Source organism: Euhalothece natronophila Z-M001, from assembly GCF_007904085.1.
In the GTDB taxonomy this organism is placed as follows: Bacteria; Cyanobacteriota; Cyanobacteriia; order Cyanobacteriales; family Rubidibacteraceae; genus Halothece; species Halothece natronophila.
Genome location: NZ_CP042326.1, coordinates 2,898,383 through 2,915,720 on the forward strand (window position 1 = coordinate 2,898,383; position 17,338 = coordinate 2,915,720).

Here is a 17,338-nt window from a genome sequence, read left to right on the forward strand (position 1 = left end):
TACTACCTCAATAAAAAACCCTCCCAATTATAGGGAGGGAATTTTTGTAGTGTAGTCTAACTAAGCCTTAGAAAGAGAAGCTAGTTTGGAGAACACCAACGTAAACCGTATCATTATCAGAGTTGTTTTCAGGATTGAACACAGCCATAAAGCCTGGAATTACAGAAATATTATCGTTGACTGGGAAGTCATAGGAAATTTCAGCTATGTAAGCGCGATCTAATTCAATAGTATTGGTCTGTCCGGTTCCGCGATCGCGAAACTCAAAGTCACTGGCTTGAGCAGGGCTTGCAAAACCAAGTGATAACTTACTTCCTTCTTTACCAACGTCAAAGAAGGCAACATTAGCACCAAAGCCCCAGTCATCTTGGCTACCCCGATCAAAATCAAAGTTGCGGTCAACATAGCTTACCCAGCCACCGACCTCAGTGCGACGACCGAGACGAGCTGCGCCACGGAGACCTACTGCATCTTGGGTAAAGGTCTCAACGGGAATCCCTGCTACGGCTCCTGCTATTCCAAATTCACCTCCACCAATAGCTGTGCGACCATAGCCAAGACCAATGTCAAAGCGATCACCCGCATAGTTGAGGTTAGCTGCTGCGCTATAGTCTTGGAATAAACCAGTTCGGGGGTCTCGGGCATCACCACCACTAGCCGTATAACCAGCCCCGACAGAGATTCTGTCAGTTAAATTAATGCTAGTGCTAATACCAGCATCGCTGCGACCACCCGGGAAGATACCAAGGTTATCACCTTCAAGAGTATAAATATCGCCACCATCGATGAAGTCATTAAGAATGAAGCCACTACCAAAGTTATATTCAAAGGCTTCATCAGGGTCAATATCGTTAGCTCCTACGACAACAGTGACTCTGTCACCAAGAGGGAAGCGATAGGTTAGGGTATCCAGTTCAAAATCACCACTAGTATCTCGAATATCAGCAAGACGGGTTAAGTCCTCCGTAAAGCTATTTGGATCCGATTGACGAAATGCACCTGATTCATGAGTTGCACGTTGAGTGAAGCCATCACCATCAGCGGCACGTAACCGAACCCGCAGCTGATCGCGCCCTGTGAAGCTGGCATCAAAGTTTAAGTCGGCTTTGTAGAGTAAACCAATATTGCTATCAGTATCAGATGTATCGTCTGGACTGATTATATTGCCAGCGCCATCACGAGATAAATTACGCCCTTGAGTTCGTACAGCTTGACTGCTACCAAAGCCAGAAGTCAGAGCAAAATCAACGCCACCACTTAACTTAGTAGTTGTAGAGAATTGGGTGTCTTCTAGTTGACCAACACGCCCTTCTAAGTCATCAACACGGGTTCCGAGCGTTGTTAATTCTGCTTCAAATTCTTGTACTAGACGCTCTAGGGCTGCTAAATCCTCTTCAGTCACTTGGTCATCCGCTGCAATTAACTGCTCGATTTGTTGCAAACAAGCATTCAAACCAGCAGCAAACTCATAACGAGTCATCGGCTCATTGCCTCGGAATGTGCCATCAGGATAACCTGCAATACAGCCGTAGCGTTCTACTAGGTTACGAAGTGCTTCAAATGCCCAGTCATCTGGAGATACATCTTCTAGTTGGAAAACGCTATTCACTTGGTTGATTTCACCGAGGGAGTCGCCACCTTCGTTATTGTAACTGTCAATCTGTTGTAATAAATCTTGTTCGGATGTACCAGCACTTTGAGCTAAAACGGGTTCAGCTTGTGCCACTATGAACGAGGCTCCTAAGAGAACGGGAGCAACTTTGAATAAACTAATGAATTTAAAGCTAGCCATCATTTACCTCACACCACAATTAATCTAGATAGAATCTTCTTACATTTTTCATATTACGGGATCGGAGCTGAAACGGCAACTACTAGCAATTAGCATGAAGCTGAGGCTACAATTACTTTAAGTGCTCGCTATGCAAGGCTTATGGTTAATTTATCTTCCGTTTTCCTAATCCACTTATTTGAGTGTCACAGCATTCTTACGGAAAAATCTAGATGAACTAAATCTCCTTAGAAAGAAAATTCCTAAATTAATTTTGTTGTGAGGTAGAAGTCTCCACCGAAGAGAGTAGCTTGCAGTGGAAACTTCTTTTACTTAAAAAGGGCTTAGAAGGAGAAGTTGGTTTGGACAACGCCAGTATAAACGGTATCGTTATCCGAGTCACGTCCAGGATTAAACACAGCCATTAAACCAGGGGCTACGGAAACGTTATCGTTAACTGGGAAATCATAGGATAGTTCCGCCACATAAGCGCGATCGTCTTCACTCACAAAGTCAGTGGTGAGTGTTTCATCAACATCGCCAAAGAATGCAGGGCTTGCTAAACCAAGAGCTAGTTTACTTCCCTCTCGCCCGATATCGAATAAGGCTAAATTTGCCCCAAATCCCACGCCATCACGATCTTCTTGATTTGAGGTTTGGTCAACATAAGTCACCCAACCCCCAAGTTCACTGCGAGGACTTAAACGAAGTCCACCGCTCAAACCTACGGCATCATGACGAAGATCATCAAAGGCTAGGGCAGAATCACCGGCGCGAGTGCGACCATAATTTAAGCCAATGTCAAAATTATCCCCAGCGTAGTTCAGGTTAGCTGCCACTGAATACTCTTGGAAAAGACCAACGGTTTCATCCCGAGCACTATTTTCGGCAACGGTATAACCAGCGCCAAAGGAGATGCGGTCCGTTAAATCAAAGCGGGTGCTAATACCAGCCCCAAGTTGACCAGGAGAGCCAATATCTTGGGTGCGTCCACCACCTTGACGGGTATCTAAGTCCCCTTGCAGGATTAAGTCATTAAGGTTGCCACCACTGCCAAAATTGGATTCAAAGACTTTATCGGGTGGAAAGGCACTTCCTCCAGAGGCACCGAGGGCAACTTCGATACGATCACCTAAAGGAAACTGATAACTGAGTTCGTTAAGTTCGATACTTCCTTGAGTATCATCAAAAATATCAAATAATTCGGTTAAGGGTTCGCCAGTCGCTGTTTGTTGGAAACCTGCACCACCTGCTCCAATTTCAGCAGCGCGTAACTGCACTCGCAAACGATCACGCCCTGTGAAGCTAGAGTCAAAGTTAATGTCCCCCTGGTAAATTAAACCAACGTTATCGTCAACGCTATCACCAGAACCATCGGCTTTTTCATCCCCAAATGGAAATACTAGAGCTGCACTAACGCCACCTGTTAACTGGGTCGTTGTAGAGAATTGGGTGTCTTCTAGTTGACCAACACGCCCTTCTAAGTCATCAACCCGGGTTCCGAGAGTGGTTAATTCTGCTTCAAATTCTTGTACTAAACGCTCTAGGGTTGCTAAATCCTCTTCAGTCACTTGGTCATCCGCTGCAATTAACTGCTCGATTTGTTGCAAGCAAGCATTCAAACCAGCTGCAAACTCATAACGAGTCATGGCTTGATTCCCGCGGAATGTGCCATCAGGATAACCTGCAATACAGCCGTAGCGTTCTACTAAGTTACGCAGTGCTTCAAACGCCCAGTCATCTGGGGAAACGTCTTCTAACTGGTTAACATTGTTAACCTGATCAATTTCTTCAATTGAGTCAGCATCCTCATTGTAATTTTCAATTTGCTGTAATACGTCTTGCTCAGAGTCACCAGAACTTTGCGCTAAAACTGGTCCAGCTTGAGCCACCATGAAAGACGCTCCCATTAACACAGGAGCAACCTTAAAGAAGTTAACTAACTTTAGATTCACCATATTTCCTCACACCAGCCTTTTTCATTGGCTAACTATACTTGACACCCCTTATTGTATGAAAGACATGTAAAGACATCAACGATAAATGGAACCAATTTCTATCTGTTTATCACCCTTCAACCCCTTATTCCCTGTAGGTTTCCCTTGATTAGATTGTTTTTTCTTGACATTCACTTTTTTAACCGTCACACTTATTTATTTACCCATTTTGCTCAAAGATTAGCTTGTTTACAAGTTTGAAGTGAGGCGATGAAAAGGAGTTTCTTGAGGGCAATTAGAGAAACTCCTAACGCTATAACTGATTTCACTAAATTTAAGTAAATGATTTATCTCACTAATTTGAGGAGATGGCTAATTTCTGGTGTAATTAATTGATTCATCCCCAACTTCACTGCATTGGTTGAACCAGGTAGAGAGAAAATTAGAGTTTGTCTATAAAGTCCTGCGATTGCTCGTGACGCGATCGCGCGTGAACCAATTTCTTGATAGCTTAAATACCGAAATAGTTCCCCAAATCCAGGTAAGGTTTTCTCTAAAATCTTCTCTAGGGCTTCATAAGTAGTATCTCGGGGCGCAATTCCGGTTCCCCCATTACAAATGATGACCTGTACTTGGGAAGACAGTTGCTTAATTTGGTCAACAATTAATTCTGGTTCATCTTTAAGGATTAAATATTGAACTAGGTGATGTCCTTTTTGTTCTAGTGCTTCCTTGATAAATTTTCCACTGGTGTCGGTTTCAGTCGTGCGAGTATCGCTAATGGTTAGAACAGCACAATTGGTCATTTGTTATTAGTCATTTGTTATTAGTCATTAGTCATTGGTAAACCTGAGAATCCTACAACTACAATTTTCATTTAGTCGCTAGAGTTAATCAGCCACTTAACGCGCGGAAAAAGAAAGGCGTAGTGACTGATTATTAACTTTTCCCAAACTTAAACTGTTTGCGCTTGTTGCACTTGGGGTTGGAATTGGAAGAGAGAATAGACTACATTGCGACGCATATCAATCATCATCTCTAGGAACATTTCATATCCCTCTTGTTTATACTCGACTAAGGGATCGCGCTGTCCATAGCCTCGTAAGCCCACTGATTCGCGCAGGGAGTCCATGGCTTGTAAGTGTTCCCGCCAGAGATTATCAATTTGCTGTAGCATGAAAAAGCGTTCTGCTTGACGCATTAATCCCGGTTGCAGTTTTTCTACTTCTGCTTCTTTGATGTCATAGGCTTTATGAATTTCCTCATGCAGGAAGTTTTTCATTTCCCCAAACGTCATATCTTCTAGTTGTGAGGGTTCTAAATCATCAAGAAGATATACAAACTCTTTCACTTTTGCCACCATGGATTCTAAATCCCATTCCTCAGGAGGTAACTCAGGATTGACATAAGCATTGACAATATCGTCCATGGTGCGCCGTGCATATTCTAAAACTTGGTCTTTCAAGTCTTTTCCTTCTAATACCCGTCGCCGTTCGGCATAAATAGCACGACGTTGGTTATTCATTACCTCGTCATATTCAAAAATTTGTTTACGGGTGTCATAGTAGAACGTTTCCACTTTACGCTGGGCATTTTCCAAAGAACGGGTTAATACGCCAGATTCAATGGGCATATCTTCTTCTACCCGAAAGGCGTTCATCATTCCTGAAACGCGATTACCGCCAAAGATACGCAAGAGATTATCTTCTAGACTAAGGAAAAAGCGAGTTGAACCAGGGTCACCTTGTCGTCCAGCGCGTCCTCGTAACTGGTTATCAATACGACGAGATTCGTGGCGTTCAGTTCCAATGACGTGCAAGCCACCGAGTTCTACCACTTCGTCATGTTCACGGCTGGTATAGTCTTCATAAATTTGATAAATTTCTCGATAGACTTCCCGCAACTTTTGTAAAACAGGGTCATCGGTGGGGGCTTTTTCCGCAGCAACCGCCACTTTTTCTTCTGCGTCTAGTTCCGGTAAACTTTGTAAGCCGTATTCTTGGACAGCATAATCCACGGCTTCTTTTAATCGCTGTTCTGTTTCTTTCGGTAATTCTGTCGGGAAAATTTGTGGGGAAGCCCGCCAGGTTTTAACTTTCTTTTTCTCTTGTTGGTCTTTGCCAAAGCCTTGTCCGCGATTGCGCTTTTTATTTCCGGGGACACTTACACTTAAGTCATCATCATCTTCAGGAATAACAATTTTGGGCATAAAGTATTCCCGAACTTTTAAGCGCGCCATGTAGTCGGGGTTTCCCCCTAGGATGATGTCAGTTCCTCGCCCTGCCATGTTGGTGGCAATGGTAATTGCGCCTTTGCGTCCTGCTTGGGCAATAATTTCTGATTCCCGTTCTACGTTTTCAGGACGAGCATTAAGGACATTATAGGGTAATCCTCGCTCGTCTAATAAGTTGGAGAGGAGTTCTGATTTTTCGACACTGGTTGTTCCCACTAACACAGGGCGACCTTTTTCGTGCATCTCTTGACATTCATCAGCGACGCATTTCCATTTCCCTCGTTCATTTTTGTAAACCAGATCTGACAGATCCTTACGGGCGAGGGGTAAGTTAGTGGGAATAATGGTGACACTGAGGCTATAGATTTTTTCAAATTCCGCTTCTTCAGTTTTTGCCGTGCCTGTCATCCCTGAAAGTTTGGGATAGAGGAGGAAGAAGTTTTGATAGGTGATGCTGGCGAGGGTTTGGGTTTCTTTTTGAATATCTACTCCTTCTTTAGCTTCAATGGCTTGGTGTAAGCCATCACTCCAGCGTCGTCCGGGCATGACTCGTCCCGTAAATTCGTCAACAATGACCACTTCCCCGTTACGGACAATGTAGTTAACGTCTTTGGTAAATAATTCTTTGGCTTTAATGGCGTTAAAGACATAATGCGCCCAAGGATCTTCGGGATTATATAAATCTTCTACGCCTAACAGTTCTTCGGCTTTCGCAAACCCTTCGTCGGTGAGGAGAACACTACGCGCTTTTTCATCAACTTCGTAATGTTCCTCGTTTTCTAGTTCTTTTGCGATTTGGGAGGCGCGAATATATTTTTCGGTGGGACGTTCCACTTGACCCGAAATAATGAGAGGAGTACGGGCTTCATCAATGAGAACGGAATCAACTTCGTCAATGATGCAATAGTTAAAGGGGCGTTGTACTACTTCTTCGAGGGAAGTTGCCATATTATCCCGAAGATAGTCGAAGCCTAGCTCGCTGTTAGTGGTATAAGTAATGTCACAGGCATAGTTTTTTTGCCGTTCTTTGGGAGACATTCCTTGTTGAATTAAGCCCACACTTAACCCGAGAAAACGGTGAACTTGTCCCATCCATTCCGAGTCACGACGGGCGAGGTAGTCATTAACCGTAACCACATGAACCCCTTTTCCAGAAAGGGCATTGAGATAACAGGGAAGGGTTGCTACGAGGGTTTTTCCTTCCCCTGTTTTCATTTCTGCAATTTCGCCATTGTGGAGAACAATTCCCCCTAAAATCTGCACATCGTAATGCCGTAAGCCCAAAACTCGGTTTGCTGCTTCTCTAACCACGGCAAAGGCTTCGGGTAATATTTCTTCTATGATTTCCTTTTCTTCGTTTTCGTTTTTGGCTTGGGCTAGTTTTTCTTGAAATTCTTGGGTTTTTCCTCTCAGTTCGTCGTCGGAGAGTTTTTGAATATCTTCTTCGTAAAGATTAACTTCGGTGACAATGGGTTGCAGTTTTTTAAGTTTACGCTCGTTGGGATCGCCAAGTAATTTTTTCAGGAACATAGTTGGGTGAGGGTTAATTTATAAGTGAGTTTATTATTTTATTTCTGATATTTATGTTATCATTGCCATTTCTTTATTGTTAGGTGGTAATACGCTCAGGTTAAGTGTTTTGGCGAAGTTGTGCTTGTTAAGTCTCGCAATGTTGTTCCTCTTGTCCTTGATGAGTAGTTTTTACCCAATTTAGTTTTTTCGGTCGAACGGCAACGCGAGCGGTCATACTGGGAATAATTAGTAACCAATGCAGCATATAAATAGTGCCACGGAGGGTTTGTCGGATGGCGGTATTGATACTAGGGGTATCGCTGGTGGTTTGTACTCCTCGCAACATTCCCCAAATTGAGAGAGTAAACATCATCGCAGTAGCGGGAAAATAAAGGGGGGGATTTTGCCTAACTATGACCATGAGAAAGTCGGGAATAGCAGCGGTGGGAAGAATGTATTGGAAGAGAAGAAAGGCACTTAAATCGAGGGTTTTTTTAAAGCCCATGGGGTTACGAATGATCCAACGCCAATAGTCGAGGTAGCGTTGATAGCCTCCTTCTGCCCAACGGTTTCTTTGATGCCAAAGCGCGATCGCGCTAGTGACTCCTTCTTCTTGCACACTGGGATGAGAGAGAAACCCAATCTCCCATTGATCTAAGTGTAGGCGAATGGTTAAGTCTAAGTCATCAGTAATGGTTTGTTCATTCCATTTCCCACAACTGGCAAGGGCGCGACGGCGGACAAATTGACCGTTTCCTCGCAGTTCGCCAATTCCCCCTAAACTAACGCGATGTTGCTGGAAATAACTATCTAATGCCATTTCCGCAGCTTGTCCTTTTGTCCAGAAGTTTAATCCTGCATTGGCAATACTTTTTCGTACTTGTACTGCCCCCATACTAGCTTGTTGGAAAAAGGGAACAACGTGGCGCAAAAGATCTTCTGGAATTTGAGCATCAGCATCAAAGACAGCTATAATTTCCCCTTGACTGAGGCTAAGGGCTTGGTTTAATGCCCCTGATTTTCCTCCTGTGGCGTTGGCGGGTCGATGTAAAATTCTTAATTGTTTATAGGACTGGGCAAGTTGATCTAATAAAGCAGGGGTTTGATCAGTGCTGTGGTCGTCAATAATCCAAATTTCATATTTATCTTGGGGATAGTCCAAATGACATAGGCTTTCCACTAATTCGGTAATGACTGCTTCTTCATTTTTGGCGGCGACTAATATGGAAACAGTAGGAGCATTGCCTAGATCTTGTTGTGGTAAGGGCTGAGGCGAAGGAGTGGGAGAACTCCAGATAATACGAGCAACTTGTATACTAAATAGTATGGTTACTCCTAAAACTAACCATGATCCCCAAGCTAGCAAGTGCAGGGCAATAGTTGTCCCCCAAACCATCATTAGGGTTACTGCGGCTTTCCAGCGTCTGCCACCAATTCCTTGCAGATATAAACTCCAGTCTTCTTCGTCGTTATCTACGTCAGACCAGTCTGATAATAGGGTTTCAATTGGGTTTAACTCTTCGTAAGAATTGTTGTCTGTCCAAGGATTTTGTGGCATATAGGTTTAGGGAGATGATTGACAGGGTAGTTACTCTACCTCTATCTTAACTTTAGATAATAAAACTTAAATTTTAGTAAATTTAGGGTTATATCATAGTTTTTTGCGAGTATAGCTTGTTTTTTTAGGATTAACATCTTGTAAGGTTGGTTAGGAGAAAATGCTAATAGAATGGCAATGGGGCGCGATCGCGCTGTTTAGTGTAGTTTGGGTGGAGTTAGTTCGAGATAGTTATCATTTATTATCTCACTTTTGGAAACCCCTTTATCGCTTGCACAATATTCACCATCGTGTGTTTCGTCCCGACCTCACTGTGATTGATCCAGCGTTGTACCGTCGCTCTCAGTGGCAAAATGATGTCCCTGAACATAGCGTTATGTTGGCGGCAAGTTTGTTACCCTTTTTCCTCACGTCTCACTGGATTGGTCTCACAGGGACGGTTTATACGTTCTTCTTTTTAATTAGCGCGATCGGGCGAGGACTAGGCTGGAGTTATGTTGATGAATTAACCGATATTACCCATCGTCCGGGGGCTTTTACTAAGTTGCCAGGTCGTTGGTTTGTGAATCGTCCTTATCATTGGCGACATCATTTTGATGACCAAAGGGCTTATTATTGTAGTACGTTCACGATTTTAGATAAATTGCTAGGTAATTCAATTTCACTGAAAGGAAAACGAGTGGCGGTAACGGGTGCTTCAGGAACGTTAGGGAAGGGGTTGTTAGAAGCATTGCGCGATCGCGGTGCTAAGGTCACTGCTTTGACTTCCAAATCGGAATCAGTAGTTCTAAAAGATCACAGCGAAGTCAACACCATTACTTGGAAACTGGGTCACGAAGAGGAAATTATCTCTGAGTTAGAAAAGATTGATATTTTAATTCTCAATCATGGGGTGAATGTTTATGGGGAGCGAACTCCAAGCGCGATCGAATGTTCTTATGAGGTTAATGCCTTTTCTAGCTGGCGATTATTAGAGTCGTTTCTAACCACAATTAGAACCAATGAGGATAAAGCCTGTAAGGAAGTTTGGGTAAACACCTCTGAAGCAGAAGTTAGCCCTGCTCTTAGTCCCCTTTATGAGCTTTCTAAACGGACATTGGGAGATTTAGTCACGTTGCGTCGGTTAGATTCTCCTTGTGTAATTCGGAAAATTATTTTGGGGCCATTTAAAAGTAAACTGAATCCTTTTGGCGTGATGTCAGGGTCTTGGGTAGCAAAACAAATTGTTAATTTGGCGGTGCGTGACTTTCGCAATATTGTTGTCACGATTAATCCGTTCACTTATTTAATTTTTCCGTTAAAAGAGTTTTTTGTTTCTCTGTATTTTCGGTTGTTTTCGTCTAAAACATAACGGAAAATCGAAGAAGGAACAGGGAACAAGGAATAGTAGGATAGTGGTTGGTTTTAAGACTTTGTAATATTCACAATGAGGTAACTTCACTTTTATCGCAAATGTGGATATTTTATAGAAATGAAATAGAATGGTTACTAACGAACAAGCCCTCACCAGTGTAGCGATTTCTCAAAACCTTACCACTACCCTTTGTTCAATTGAACTATTTAGGTTTGATGAAACAAGAAAAATAATTTATATTTTGGCAGTAACCAGTTTAGATGAAGAATTGGAAATCATAATTGACGAATTTGGAGAATTAGATCGACCATGACTGACCAACTAGAGCAAATGAGTCGCAAAGAAGTTAGAGACTATCTTCGCCGTAACCCCAATGATGACAATGCTTGGGAGATTTTCTTCCAAAAATTAGATCACTCTCCAAAGCAGAAAATCTCATCATTAGACGAATTTAAACAACTCCTTAAACAGAAGACTAATCCTAATCAAACCAATAATTAATGCGATGAAATTCGTGGCGTGTTAAGTGATGTTAGGGAATTAAATATAAGAAATTCTGATTTCTATTGACTTTAAGTTTAGTCTTTCTAATTAATTAAAATATTTCGAGGCAGGGTAGATGTTTGCGGTAAGGCTTCTTTGTGAAACCACAGCTTAACATCTATTACTTATAATTTTACCACAAAATTCACCTTTTCCGAAAAAAAAGGATAGAAAATAATCTATGGGAACAATCTAGGAATTTGCTAGAGAATGATTGGTCAGTGTTGCCCCAGAAAACTGTAAGATCGACATAACTATCGTGCTGAAAAGAGTAAAAAGGAAGCAAACCGAATGACAGTTGCCAGTACTATTCCTGCCTTTTGCCAAGGGATTCAACATTTTGCAGAGAGTATTCCCGAATTTGAGACTTATGGACAAGAAAGCGCGATCGCGCAAGGAGAGACCAAAATCAGTTCTCCCAGCGATCCCAAAGCCGTTTATCAAACCCTCTTAGGAGCAGAAGCCCTGCGTTACCTCACGCTACAAATCACCGCTTCCAAACAATCAGGACACCCCGGTGGCTTTGCCAGTATTGCTGAAGGAATTGCCGCCTTGATGATGCTAGGGTACAAAAACATTATTACCGAAGTGGGACACCATGCCCCAGGCTTTTATAGTAATGTCTTTTTAGACCGTTCCTTAGAAGACATGGGAATTGAAACCGTGCAACAATTGCGCGATCGATTTCGGGAAACTCATGGACTCTTAGGACACCTTTCAGGACAAATTCCAGGCTTACTGAACCCAGCAGGGCCTCTCGGACAAGGGCAACATTTCGCCATGGCAGCGGCAAGACTCCATCCTGATACTCTCTTTCCTGTAACAATTGGTGATGGGGGAATTGGTGAACCTTATGTCATGTCGAGTATTGCTCATTTCCATACCGCTTACCCCAATGTGACAAACTTCCTTCCTATCCTGGTTTGGAATGGCTACTCCCAAGAACATCACAGCATGGTTTCTACTAAAACCAATGACGAGATGAAACGCTACTTTACAGGAAATGATTTCCAAGAAGTCATCTTAGTAGATGCCAAAGACTATGATGATGCCAACCAAACAGGAGACTATGTAGATAGCAGTCTCTTTTCCTTTAAGCAACGGCTTGCCTTTACCCAAGCTATTTTAGAAAACACCGCTAAAGCTGCTCAATCAGCATTAGATGGTAAATTAACTGTCTTAATTATCAAACAACTCAAAGGAACAGGTGTCCATAAACGTGGCGCAAAATCTCATAACCTTTATCCTGGAGATACTGTCGAAAAAGATTATATTGTTAACGCCTTAAAAGAACGTGCTTTAACCCCTGAGGCTTGGGAATTAGTTCGTAATAACTTTACCCGTGCTGGCGGTGGTTCAGCCTCTAAAACGGTTGTTACAGAAAAAGAAATTCCCCTTCCTGATGTCGGAACTTTGCCTAAAGAAGAATACTCTGTGGGTGGTGAGAAGAAAGTAGCTACTACCGCGATGGGCGCATTAGTGGCTCATGTGGGAAAACAAGACCCTAACTTTATTGTTTCTAACGCCGATGGTAATGCTGCCTCTGGTATTAATAATATCAATCAAGCCCTAAAAATTATCCATCCCACTGCTGATGAGGACTATTTCCAACAACCGCAAGGACAAGTTTATGAACCTCTCAGTGAAGATGCTTGTGCTGGTTTAGCCGCTTCTACTGCTTTAATGGGAGCAAGAAGTTTATGGTGTTCTTATGAATCATTTGCAATTAATGGACTACCAATATGGCAAACCGTTACCCAAGCCATGGCAGAATTACGACGGGCAACCCCTTCTACTATTACCCTATTTACGGCTGGGGCATTAGAACAAGGGCGCAATGGTTGGACACACCAACGCCCAGAAGTGGAAAACTATTTTGCAGGGATGATGCGAAATGGCAATATTTTTCCTCTCTTCCCCTGTGATGCCAATAGTATCCAAGTTTGTTATGAATGGGCTTTAAACACCAAAAATAAAGGGATTACCATTACCGCTTCTAAATCAGGTTTACCGGTTCGCAGTACCTTCCAACAAACGCAAGAAGGATTAGAAAAAGGTGCGTTTATCCTTCAAGAAACCCCCGGTAATCAAATGGTGGTTTTAGCCGTAATTGGTGATATGACATTAATGCCAGCTTTAGAAGCAGCCAACCAGTTAGAAGCCCAAGGCCTTGGTTCAAAAGTGGTTTCTGTCATTAGCCCCCGTCGTCTTTATCGTCCTAGCGATGTGGCAACAGAAAACTGTGCTGAAGCTGATACACAGTTTATTAGTGATGCTGACTTTAATACCCTTTTTCAAGGAGATGCGTTAATTGGGATTACAGGCGGTTCTAGTGCCATGTTAGAGCCGATTATGTTACGTAGCACCTGTCCCCGAGATACCTTAGCTTGGAAGCGAGGAGAAACCGCAGCCAGTGCGAATGATGTGATGGCAATTAATGGCTTAACAGCAGAAAACTTTGTGAAGCGAGCAGTTAGTTTATTAAGCTAATTTCTCAATGGGTGGGCAAGGCCCACCGACAAAAGATTAATCAATGTAACCCATTAATAAACCGGGATCATCAATTTGATTAGAAGCAACTGGACGATTCCCAAAGTTAGAGTATCTTTCTGTAATTTTGAGGGTACTGACCCCAATGGGACGACTTCCAGAAGAGTAGAAATTTCCCACTGTCGGTAATTGGGTAGCAAAAACGGGACGTTCTCCTCCCATCGTACGGAAACTCTCAACAACTTGGAGGTCACTCGCCAAAATTGGACGGTCACCCCCCATAGTACGGTAAGTTCCAAAGACTTTTAACCCTTCAGTACCAACTGGACGATTCCCAATGGTTTTCAGAGCAAGGGATTGTTGGTTACCCGTGGCAGGTTTAGTTTCCTCTTGGGTTTGAGTCGTTTGTGAGGCTTCCTGAGTTGATTGTTCCTCCTCTGCTTCTAGGGTGGCAAATTCTTGGGCTTCTTGTTCACTCATAAATAATTTCCTTAATGGTGTATTCCCTACTTAAACAGTTTTTCAATACTGAGTTTAAACCTTTATGTTTTTTTTGGGTTTGCCTCTATTATAGGAAATTATGGGCATGGCGTACAAATTTGTCCTTTGTCCTTCGTTGTTTGTCCTTCGTTGTTTGCTAGATTACATTTTACATGATTAATTAATTCAAAATGGTAAGTCAACGATTTCAGGATTTGAAGGTTTATCGACTAGCGGAAGACTTGTCAGAAGAAATTTGGAAGATTGTTAGACAGTGGCAACCCTTAGAAAAAGATACTGTCGGAAAACAAATAATTCGCTCTGCCGATAGCATTGGGGCAAATATTGCTGAAGGATTGGGAAGAGGTAGCTTTCAAGACAATAAGCGATTTGTCAAAATAGCAAGAGGGTCGTTATATGAAACTCAACATTGGTTAAGAAGAGCTTACTATCGTCAACTCTTAACTCAAGAACAATTAAATAGATTAAAGCAGCTTGTTGATGAATTAGCCCCAAAATTAAACGCATATCTAAACTCCATTGGTAAATCTAATAACTAATGACCAATGACTAATGACTAATGACTAATGACTAATAGCAAAAGAGACTTTCCCAGTTTTTAACTTGCTTTTGCGCCTCACTGCTTCCTTCATGGGGAAACTGAGGAAGGAAGTCTTTATCACTGGTGGGAATATAGGGCCCTTCTTTCAGTTCAAACATTACCGTATTGGGAGCTAACGCAACAAGCGTATGAAATGTTCCTTCAGCAATCTCAATTCCGTAATTCTCTGATTCCTCGCCTAGTTGTTCTTGATGAGTAATATTTCCTTGATCATCAAATAATAATACTCCTATTTTTCCCTGAAGCATGAGGAAAAATTCAAAGCCATTTTTATTTTCAGGACGGGTGTGGCGGTGTGGTCGAACATAGGTTCCAGGTTGCATAATATTCACAAACCGTTGCACTGTATCGGGCAGTTCATGGAAGTTATAATTCTTTCGCAGGCGTTCACTGTTTATCGCCTCTTTAGCCACAGTATTAATTAGCGATTGATTAAGGAGTTTGATGGCTGATTGGTTCATAGAATTTTCTTAATATTAAATACCTAATTTTTTCAAGTTGATTCTACCAATGTTATTAGTTATTGAGAATTGATTATAAAGGACGAAGGATAAACAACAAAGGAAAAACTTTTTATGTCAACATTTAATCTACAATCTTCTTACAAACCCACGGGAGATCAACCGATCGCGATCGCGCAATTAACCGAATCTTTACAAAAAAATAACCGCTTTCAAACTTTACTCGGTGCAACGGGAACGGGAAAAACATTTACCATTGCTCATGTTATTGAAAAACTGGGAAAACCAACTTTAGTGTTAGCCCATAATAAAACCCTAGCGGCGCAATTATGTAATGAGTTACGAGAATTTTTTCCTAATAATGCTGTAGAGTATTTTATCAGTTATTACGACTATTATCAACCCGAAGCCTATATTCCCGTCTCTGATACTTATATTGAAAAATCGGCTTCTATTAATGATGAAATTGATATGTTGCGACATTCAGCAACGCGATCGCTGTTTGAACGCAAAGATGTCATTGTCGTAGCTTCCATTAGTTGTATTTATGGCTTAGGAATGCCGAAAGAATACTTAAACGCAGCGATTCCACTTCAATTAGGAGAAGAGATCAATCAGCGTCAGTTATTAAGAGATTTAGTCTCTGTTCAATATACTCGCAATGATACCGAATTGGGACGAGGAAAATTTCGTCTCAAAGGAGATGTATTAGAAATTGTTCCTGCTTATGAAGATCGCATTGTTCGCGTAGAATTTTTTGGCGATGAAATTGATAGTTTACGTTATGTTGATCCAACAACGGGAGAAGTTTTACAAAGTTTAGGGGGACTGAATATTTATCCGGCCCGTCACTTTGTTACTCCTGATGATCAATTAGAAATTGCCTGTCAAAATATAGAAGCAGAATTAAAGCAACGATTAGAAGAACTGGAAACAGAAGGAAAACTATTAGAAGCACAACGATTAGAACAAAGAACCAAATATGATTTAGAATTACTGAGAGAAGTGGGATATTGTAACGGAGTTGAAAACTACTCCCGTCATTTAGCAGGAAGAGAAGCAGGTGATCCCCCAGAGTGTTTAGTGGATTATTTTCCTGATGATTGGTTATTAGTTGTTGATGAATCTCATGTAACCGTTCCCCAGTTAAGAGGAATGTATAATGGCGATCAATCGCGGAAAAAAGTTTTAGTTGATCATGGTTTTCGGCTTCCCAGTGCAGCCGATAACCGTCCTTTGAAAGCAGAAGAATTTTGGCAAAAGGTGAATCAATGTATTTTTGTTTCAGCAACTCCTGGGGATTGGGAAATGGAGGAATCAAATGGCAATATTATAGAACAAGTGATTCGTCCAACTGGAGTTTTAGATCCAAAAGTGTTTGTACGTCCCACAGAAGGACAAATTGATGATTTATTAGGAGAAATTCAGCAACGGGCGGAAAAAGAAGAGCGAGTTTTAGTAACTACTTTAACTAAAAAAATGGCTGAAGATTTAACTGAATATTGCCAAGAAAGAGAAATAAGAGTGCGCTACTTACACTCAGAAATTCATTCCATTGAACGTATAGAGATATTACAAGATTTAAGAAAAGGAACGTTTGATGTTTTAATTGGTGTTAATCTTTTAAGAGAAGGGTTAGACTTGCCCGAAGTGTCTTTAGTTGCCATTTTAGATGCAGATAAAGAAGGCTTTTTACGATCAGAACGGTCTTTAATTCAAACCATGGGACGAGCGGCGCGTCATGTGGATGGACAGGTAATTTTGTATGCTGATACCTTAACTGAGAGCATGGAAAGAGCCATTCAGGAAACAGAAAGACGGCGCAAGATTCAAATGGAGTATAATGAGCAAAATGGAATTACCCCACAATCGATTGTAAAAGCCCAAAGTAATTCTATCTTATCCTTTTTGGATATTTCTCGCCGTTTGAATGCCCAACAGCTAGAAATGGTCTATGAGCAAGCGGATGATCTACCATTGGATAAAATTCCGCAATTAGTCGAACAATTGGAAGCCGAGATGAAAGAAGCAGCCCAGAATCTAGAGTTTGAAAAAGCAGCTAATTTGCGCGATCGCGTTAAGAAATTAAGGGAGAAACTTTTAAGAAAGTAACATCTAGCATTTTTGATTTGTTATTCGTTAAATTTCGGAACATAAAGAAACAAACAACGTCAACTTCTACTACAATTAATCGAAGATAACAAGAAAACTGTAATTTAGAAGTGGGCTTTGATAGTCTCCATGATATCAGCCCCTCTAAACATAGCCTTTCATCTTGTCGTTTACAGAAGGAGGTCGAATTGGGGAGAAGGTGTGACCGAAATCGGAAACGTTCCAAGCGACGAGCTATTTATTGTCCGCATCATGGTTGCTACCT

13 protein-coding genes are annotated in these 17,338 nt (G+C 41.8%); 6 read left to right on the forward strand and 7 right to left on the reverse strand.

Annotated elements, in window-relative coordinates; translation table 11 throughout:
• Positions 1-67: 67 nt before the first annotated feature.
• From FRE64_RS14300 to FRE64_RS14320, 5 genes are all read right to left on the reverse strand, one after another.
• Positions 68-1,792, reverse strand: a complete 1,725-nt coding sequence (locus FRE64_RS14300; RefSeq protein ID WP_146297376.1) for an iron uptake porin — start codon at positions 1,790-1,792, stop codon at positions 68-70.
• A 323-nt stretch (positions 1,793-2,115) separates the two neighbouring features.
• Positions 2,116-3,729 (reverse strand): iron uptake porin, encoded by a 1,614-nt coding sequence (locus FRE64_RS14305; protein ID WP_146296847.1) that lies wholly within the window; start codon positions 3,727-3,729, stop codon positions 2,116-2,118.
• 326 nt (positions 3,730-4,055) lie between these two features.
• Complete coding sequence (locus tag FRE64_RS14310) at positions 4,056-4,514, reverse strand: MogA/MoaB family molybdenum cofactor biosynthesis protein (protein WP_146296848.1); 459 nt, start codon at positions 4,512-4,514, stop codon at positions 4,056-4,058.
• A gap of 149 nt (positions 4,515-4,663) precedes the next feature.
• Positions 4,664-7,471, reverse strand: a complete 2,808-nt coding sequence (gene secA, locus FRE64_RS14315; RefSeq protein ID WP_146296849.1) for a preprotein translocase subunit SecA — start codon at positions 7,469-7,471, stop codon at positions 4,664-4,666.
• A gap of 127 nt (positions 7,472-7,598) precedes the next feature.
• Positions 7,599-9,011, reverse strand: coding sequence for a glycosyltransferase (locus FRE64_RS14320; protein WP_146296850.1), 1,413 nt, complete (start codon positions 9,009-9,011; stop codon positions 7,599-7,601).
• 160 nt (positions 9,012-9,171) lie between these two features.
• Here FRE64_RS14320 and FRE64_RS14325 point away from each other — a divergent pair, with 160 nt between their 5' ends.
• The 4 genes from FRE64_RS14325 (at position 9,172) to FRE64_RS14340 (ending at position 13,398) form a co-directional block, all read left to right on the forward strand.
• Entirely contained in the window at positions 9,172-10,362 is a 1,191-nt protein-coding gene (locus FRE64_RS14325; protein ID WP_146296851.1) for a bifunctional sterol desaturase/short chain dehydrogenase, read from the forward strand.
• A 130-nt stretch (positions 10,363-10,492) separates the two neighbouring features.
• Entirely contained in the window at positions 10,493-10,678 is a 186-nt protein-coding gene (locus FRE64_RS14330; protein WP_146296852.1) for a DUF6888 family protein, read from the forward strand.
• The gene (locus FRE64_RS14335) at positions 10,675-10,866 is read left to right on the forward strand and encodes a DUF6887 family protein (RefSeq protein ID WP_146296853.1); all 192 of its coding nucleotides are present in this window, start codon (positions 10,675-10,677) and stop codon (positions 10,864-10,866) included. The genes FRE64_RS14330 and FRE64_RS14335 overlap by 4 nt, the downstream gene beginning before the upstream one ends.
• A gap of 333 nt (positions 10,867-11,199) precedes the next feature.
• Positions 11,200-13,398, forward strand: coding sequence for a phosphoketolase family protein (locus FRE64_RS14340; protein WP_146296854.1), 2,199 nt, complete (start codon positions 11,200-11,202; stop codon positions 13,396-13,398).
• A 36-nt stretch (positions 13,399-13,434) separates the two neighbouring features.
• Here FRE64_RS14340 and FRE64_RS14345 read toward each other — a convergent pair whose 3' ends face one another.
• Positions 13,435-13,878: a hypothetical protein gene (locus tag FRE64_RS14345; protein WP_146296855.1), complete on the reverse strand. Its 444-nt coding sequence runs from the start codon at positions 13,876-13,878 to the stop codon at positions 13,435-13,437.
• A 191-nt stretch (positions 13,879-14,069) separates the two neighbouring features.
• Between FRE64_RS14345 and FRE64_RS14350 the strand changes: the two genes are divergently transcribed.
• Positions 14,070-14,438: a four helix bundle protein gene (locus tag FRE64_RS14350; protein WP_146296856.1), complete on the forward strand. Its 369-nt coding sequence runs from the start codon at positions 14,070-14,072 to the stop codon at positions 14,436-14,438.
• A gap of 31 nt (positions 14,439-14,469) precedes the next feature.
• Here FRE64_RS14350 and FRE64_RS14355 read toward each other — a convergent pair whose 3' ends face one another.
• A complete protein-coding gene (locus FRE64_RS14355; protein WP_146296857.1) occupies positions 14,470-14,961 on the reverse strand; it encodes a WbuC family cupin fold metalloprotein in 492 nt (163 codons plus the stop codon).
• Between the two features lie 114 nt (positions 14,962-15,075).
• Between FRE64_RS14355 and uvrB the strand changes: the two genes are divergently transcribed.
• Positions 15,076-17,073 (forward strand): excinuclease ABC subunit UvrB, encoded by a 1,998-nt coding sequence (gene uvrB, locus FRE64_RS14360; RefSeq protein ID WP_146296858.1) that lies wholly within the window; start codon positions 15,076-15,078, stop codon positions 17,071-17,073.
• The last annotated feature ends 265 nt before the right edge of the window (positions 17,074-17,338 follow it).

Excerpts from the sequence above, each read along its gene's own strand:
- FRE64_RS14300 (WP_146297376.1), bottom strand. The coding sequence starts at position 1,792 with ATGGCTAGCTTTAAATTCATTAGTTTATTCAAAGTTGCTCCCGTTCTC.
- FRE64_RS14305 (WP_146296847.1), bottom strand. The coding sequence starts at position 3,729 with ATGGTGAATCTAAAGTTAGTTAACTTCTTTAAGGTTGCTCCTGTGTTA.
- FRE64_RS14310 (WP_146296848.1), bottom strand. The coding sequence starts at position 4,514 with ATGACCAATTGTGCTGTTCTAACCATTAGCGATACTCGCACGACTGAA.
- secA (WP_146296849.1), bottom strand. The coding sequence starts at position 7,471 with ATGTTCCTGAAAAAATTACTTGGCGATCCCAACGAGCGTAAACTTAAA.
- FRE64_RS14320 (WP_146296850.1), bottom strand. The coding sequence starts at position 9,011 with ATGCCACAAAATCCTTGGACAGACAACAATTCTTACGAAGAGTTAAAC.
- FRE64_RS14325 (WP_146296851.1), top strand. The coding sequence starts at position 9,172 with ATGCTAATAGAATGGCAATGGGGCGCGATCGCGCTGTTTAGTGTAGTT.
- FRE64_RS14330 (WP_146296852.1), top strand. The coding sequence starts at position 10,493 with ATGGTTACTAACGAACAAGCCCTCACCAGTGTAGCGATTTCTCAAAAC.
- FRE64_RS14335 (WP_146296853.1), top strand. The coding sequence starts at position 10,675 with ATGACTGACCAACTAGAGCAAATGAGTCGCAAAGAAGTTAGAGACTAT.
- FRE64_RS14340 (WP_146296854.1), top strand. The coding sequence starts at position 11,200 with ATGACAGTTGCCAGTACTATTCCTGCCTTTTGCCAAGGGATTCAACAT.
- FRE64_RS14345 (WP_146296855.1), bottom strand. The coding sequence starts at position 13,878 with ATGAGTGAACAAGAAGCCCAAGAATTTGCCACCCTAGAAGCAGAGGAG.
- FRE64_RS14350 (WP_146296856.1), top strand. The coding sequence starts at position 14,070 with ATGGTAAGTCAACGATTTCAGGATTTGAAGGTTTATCGACTAGCGGAA.
- FRE64_RS14355 (WP_146296857.1), bottom strand. The coding sequence starts at position 14,961 with ATGAACCAATCAGCCATCAAACTCCTTAATCAATCGCTAATTAATACT.
- uvrB (WP_146296858.1), top strand. The coding sequence starts at position 15,076 with ATGTCAACATTTAATCTACAATCTTCTTACAAACCCACGGGAGATCAA.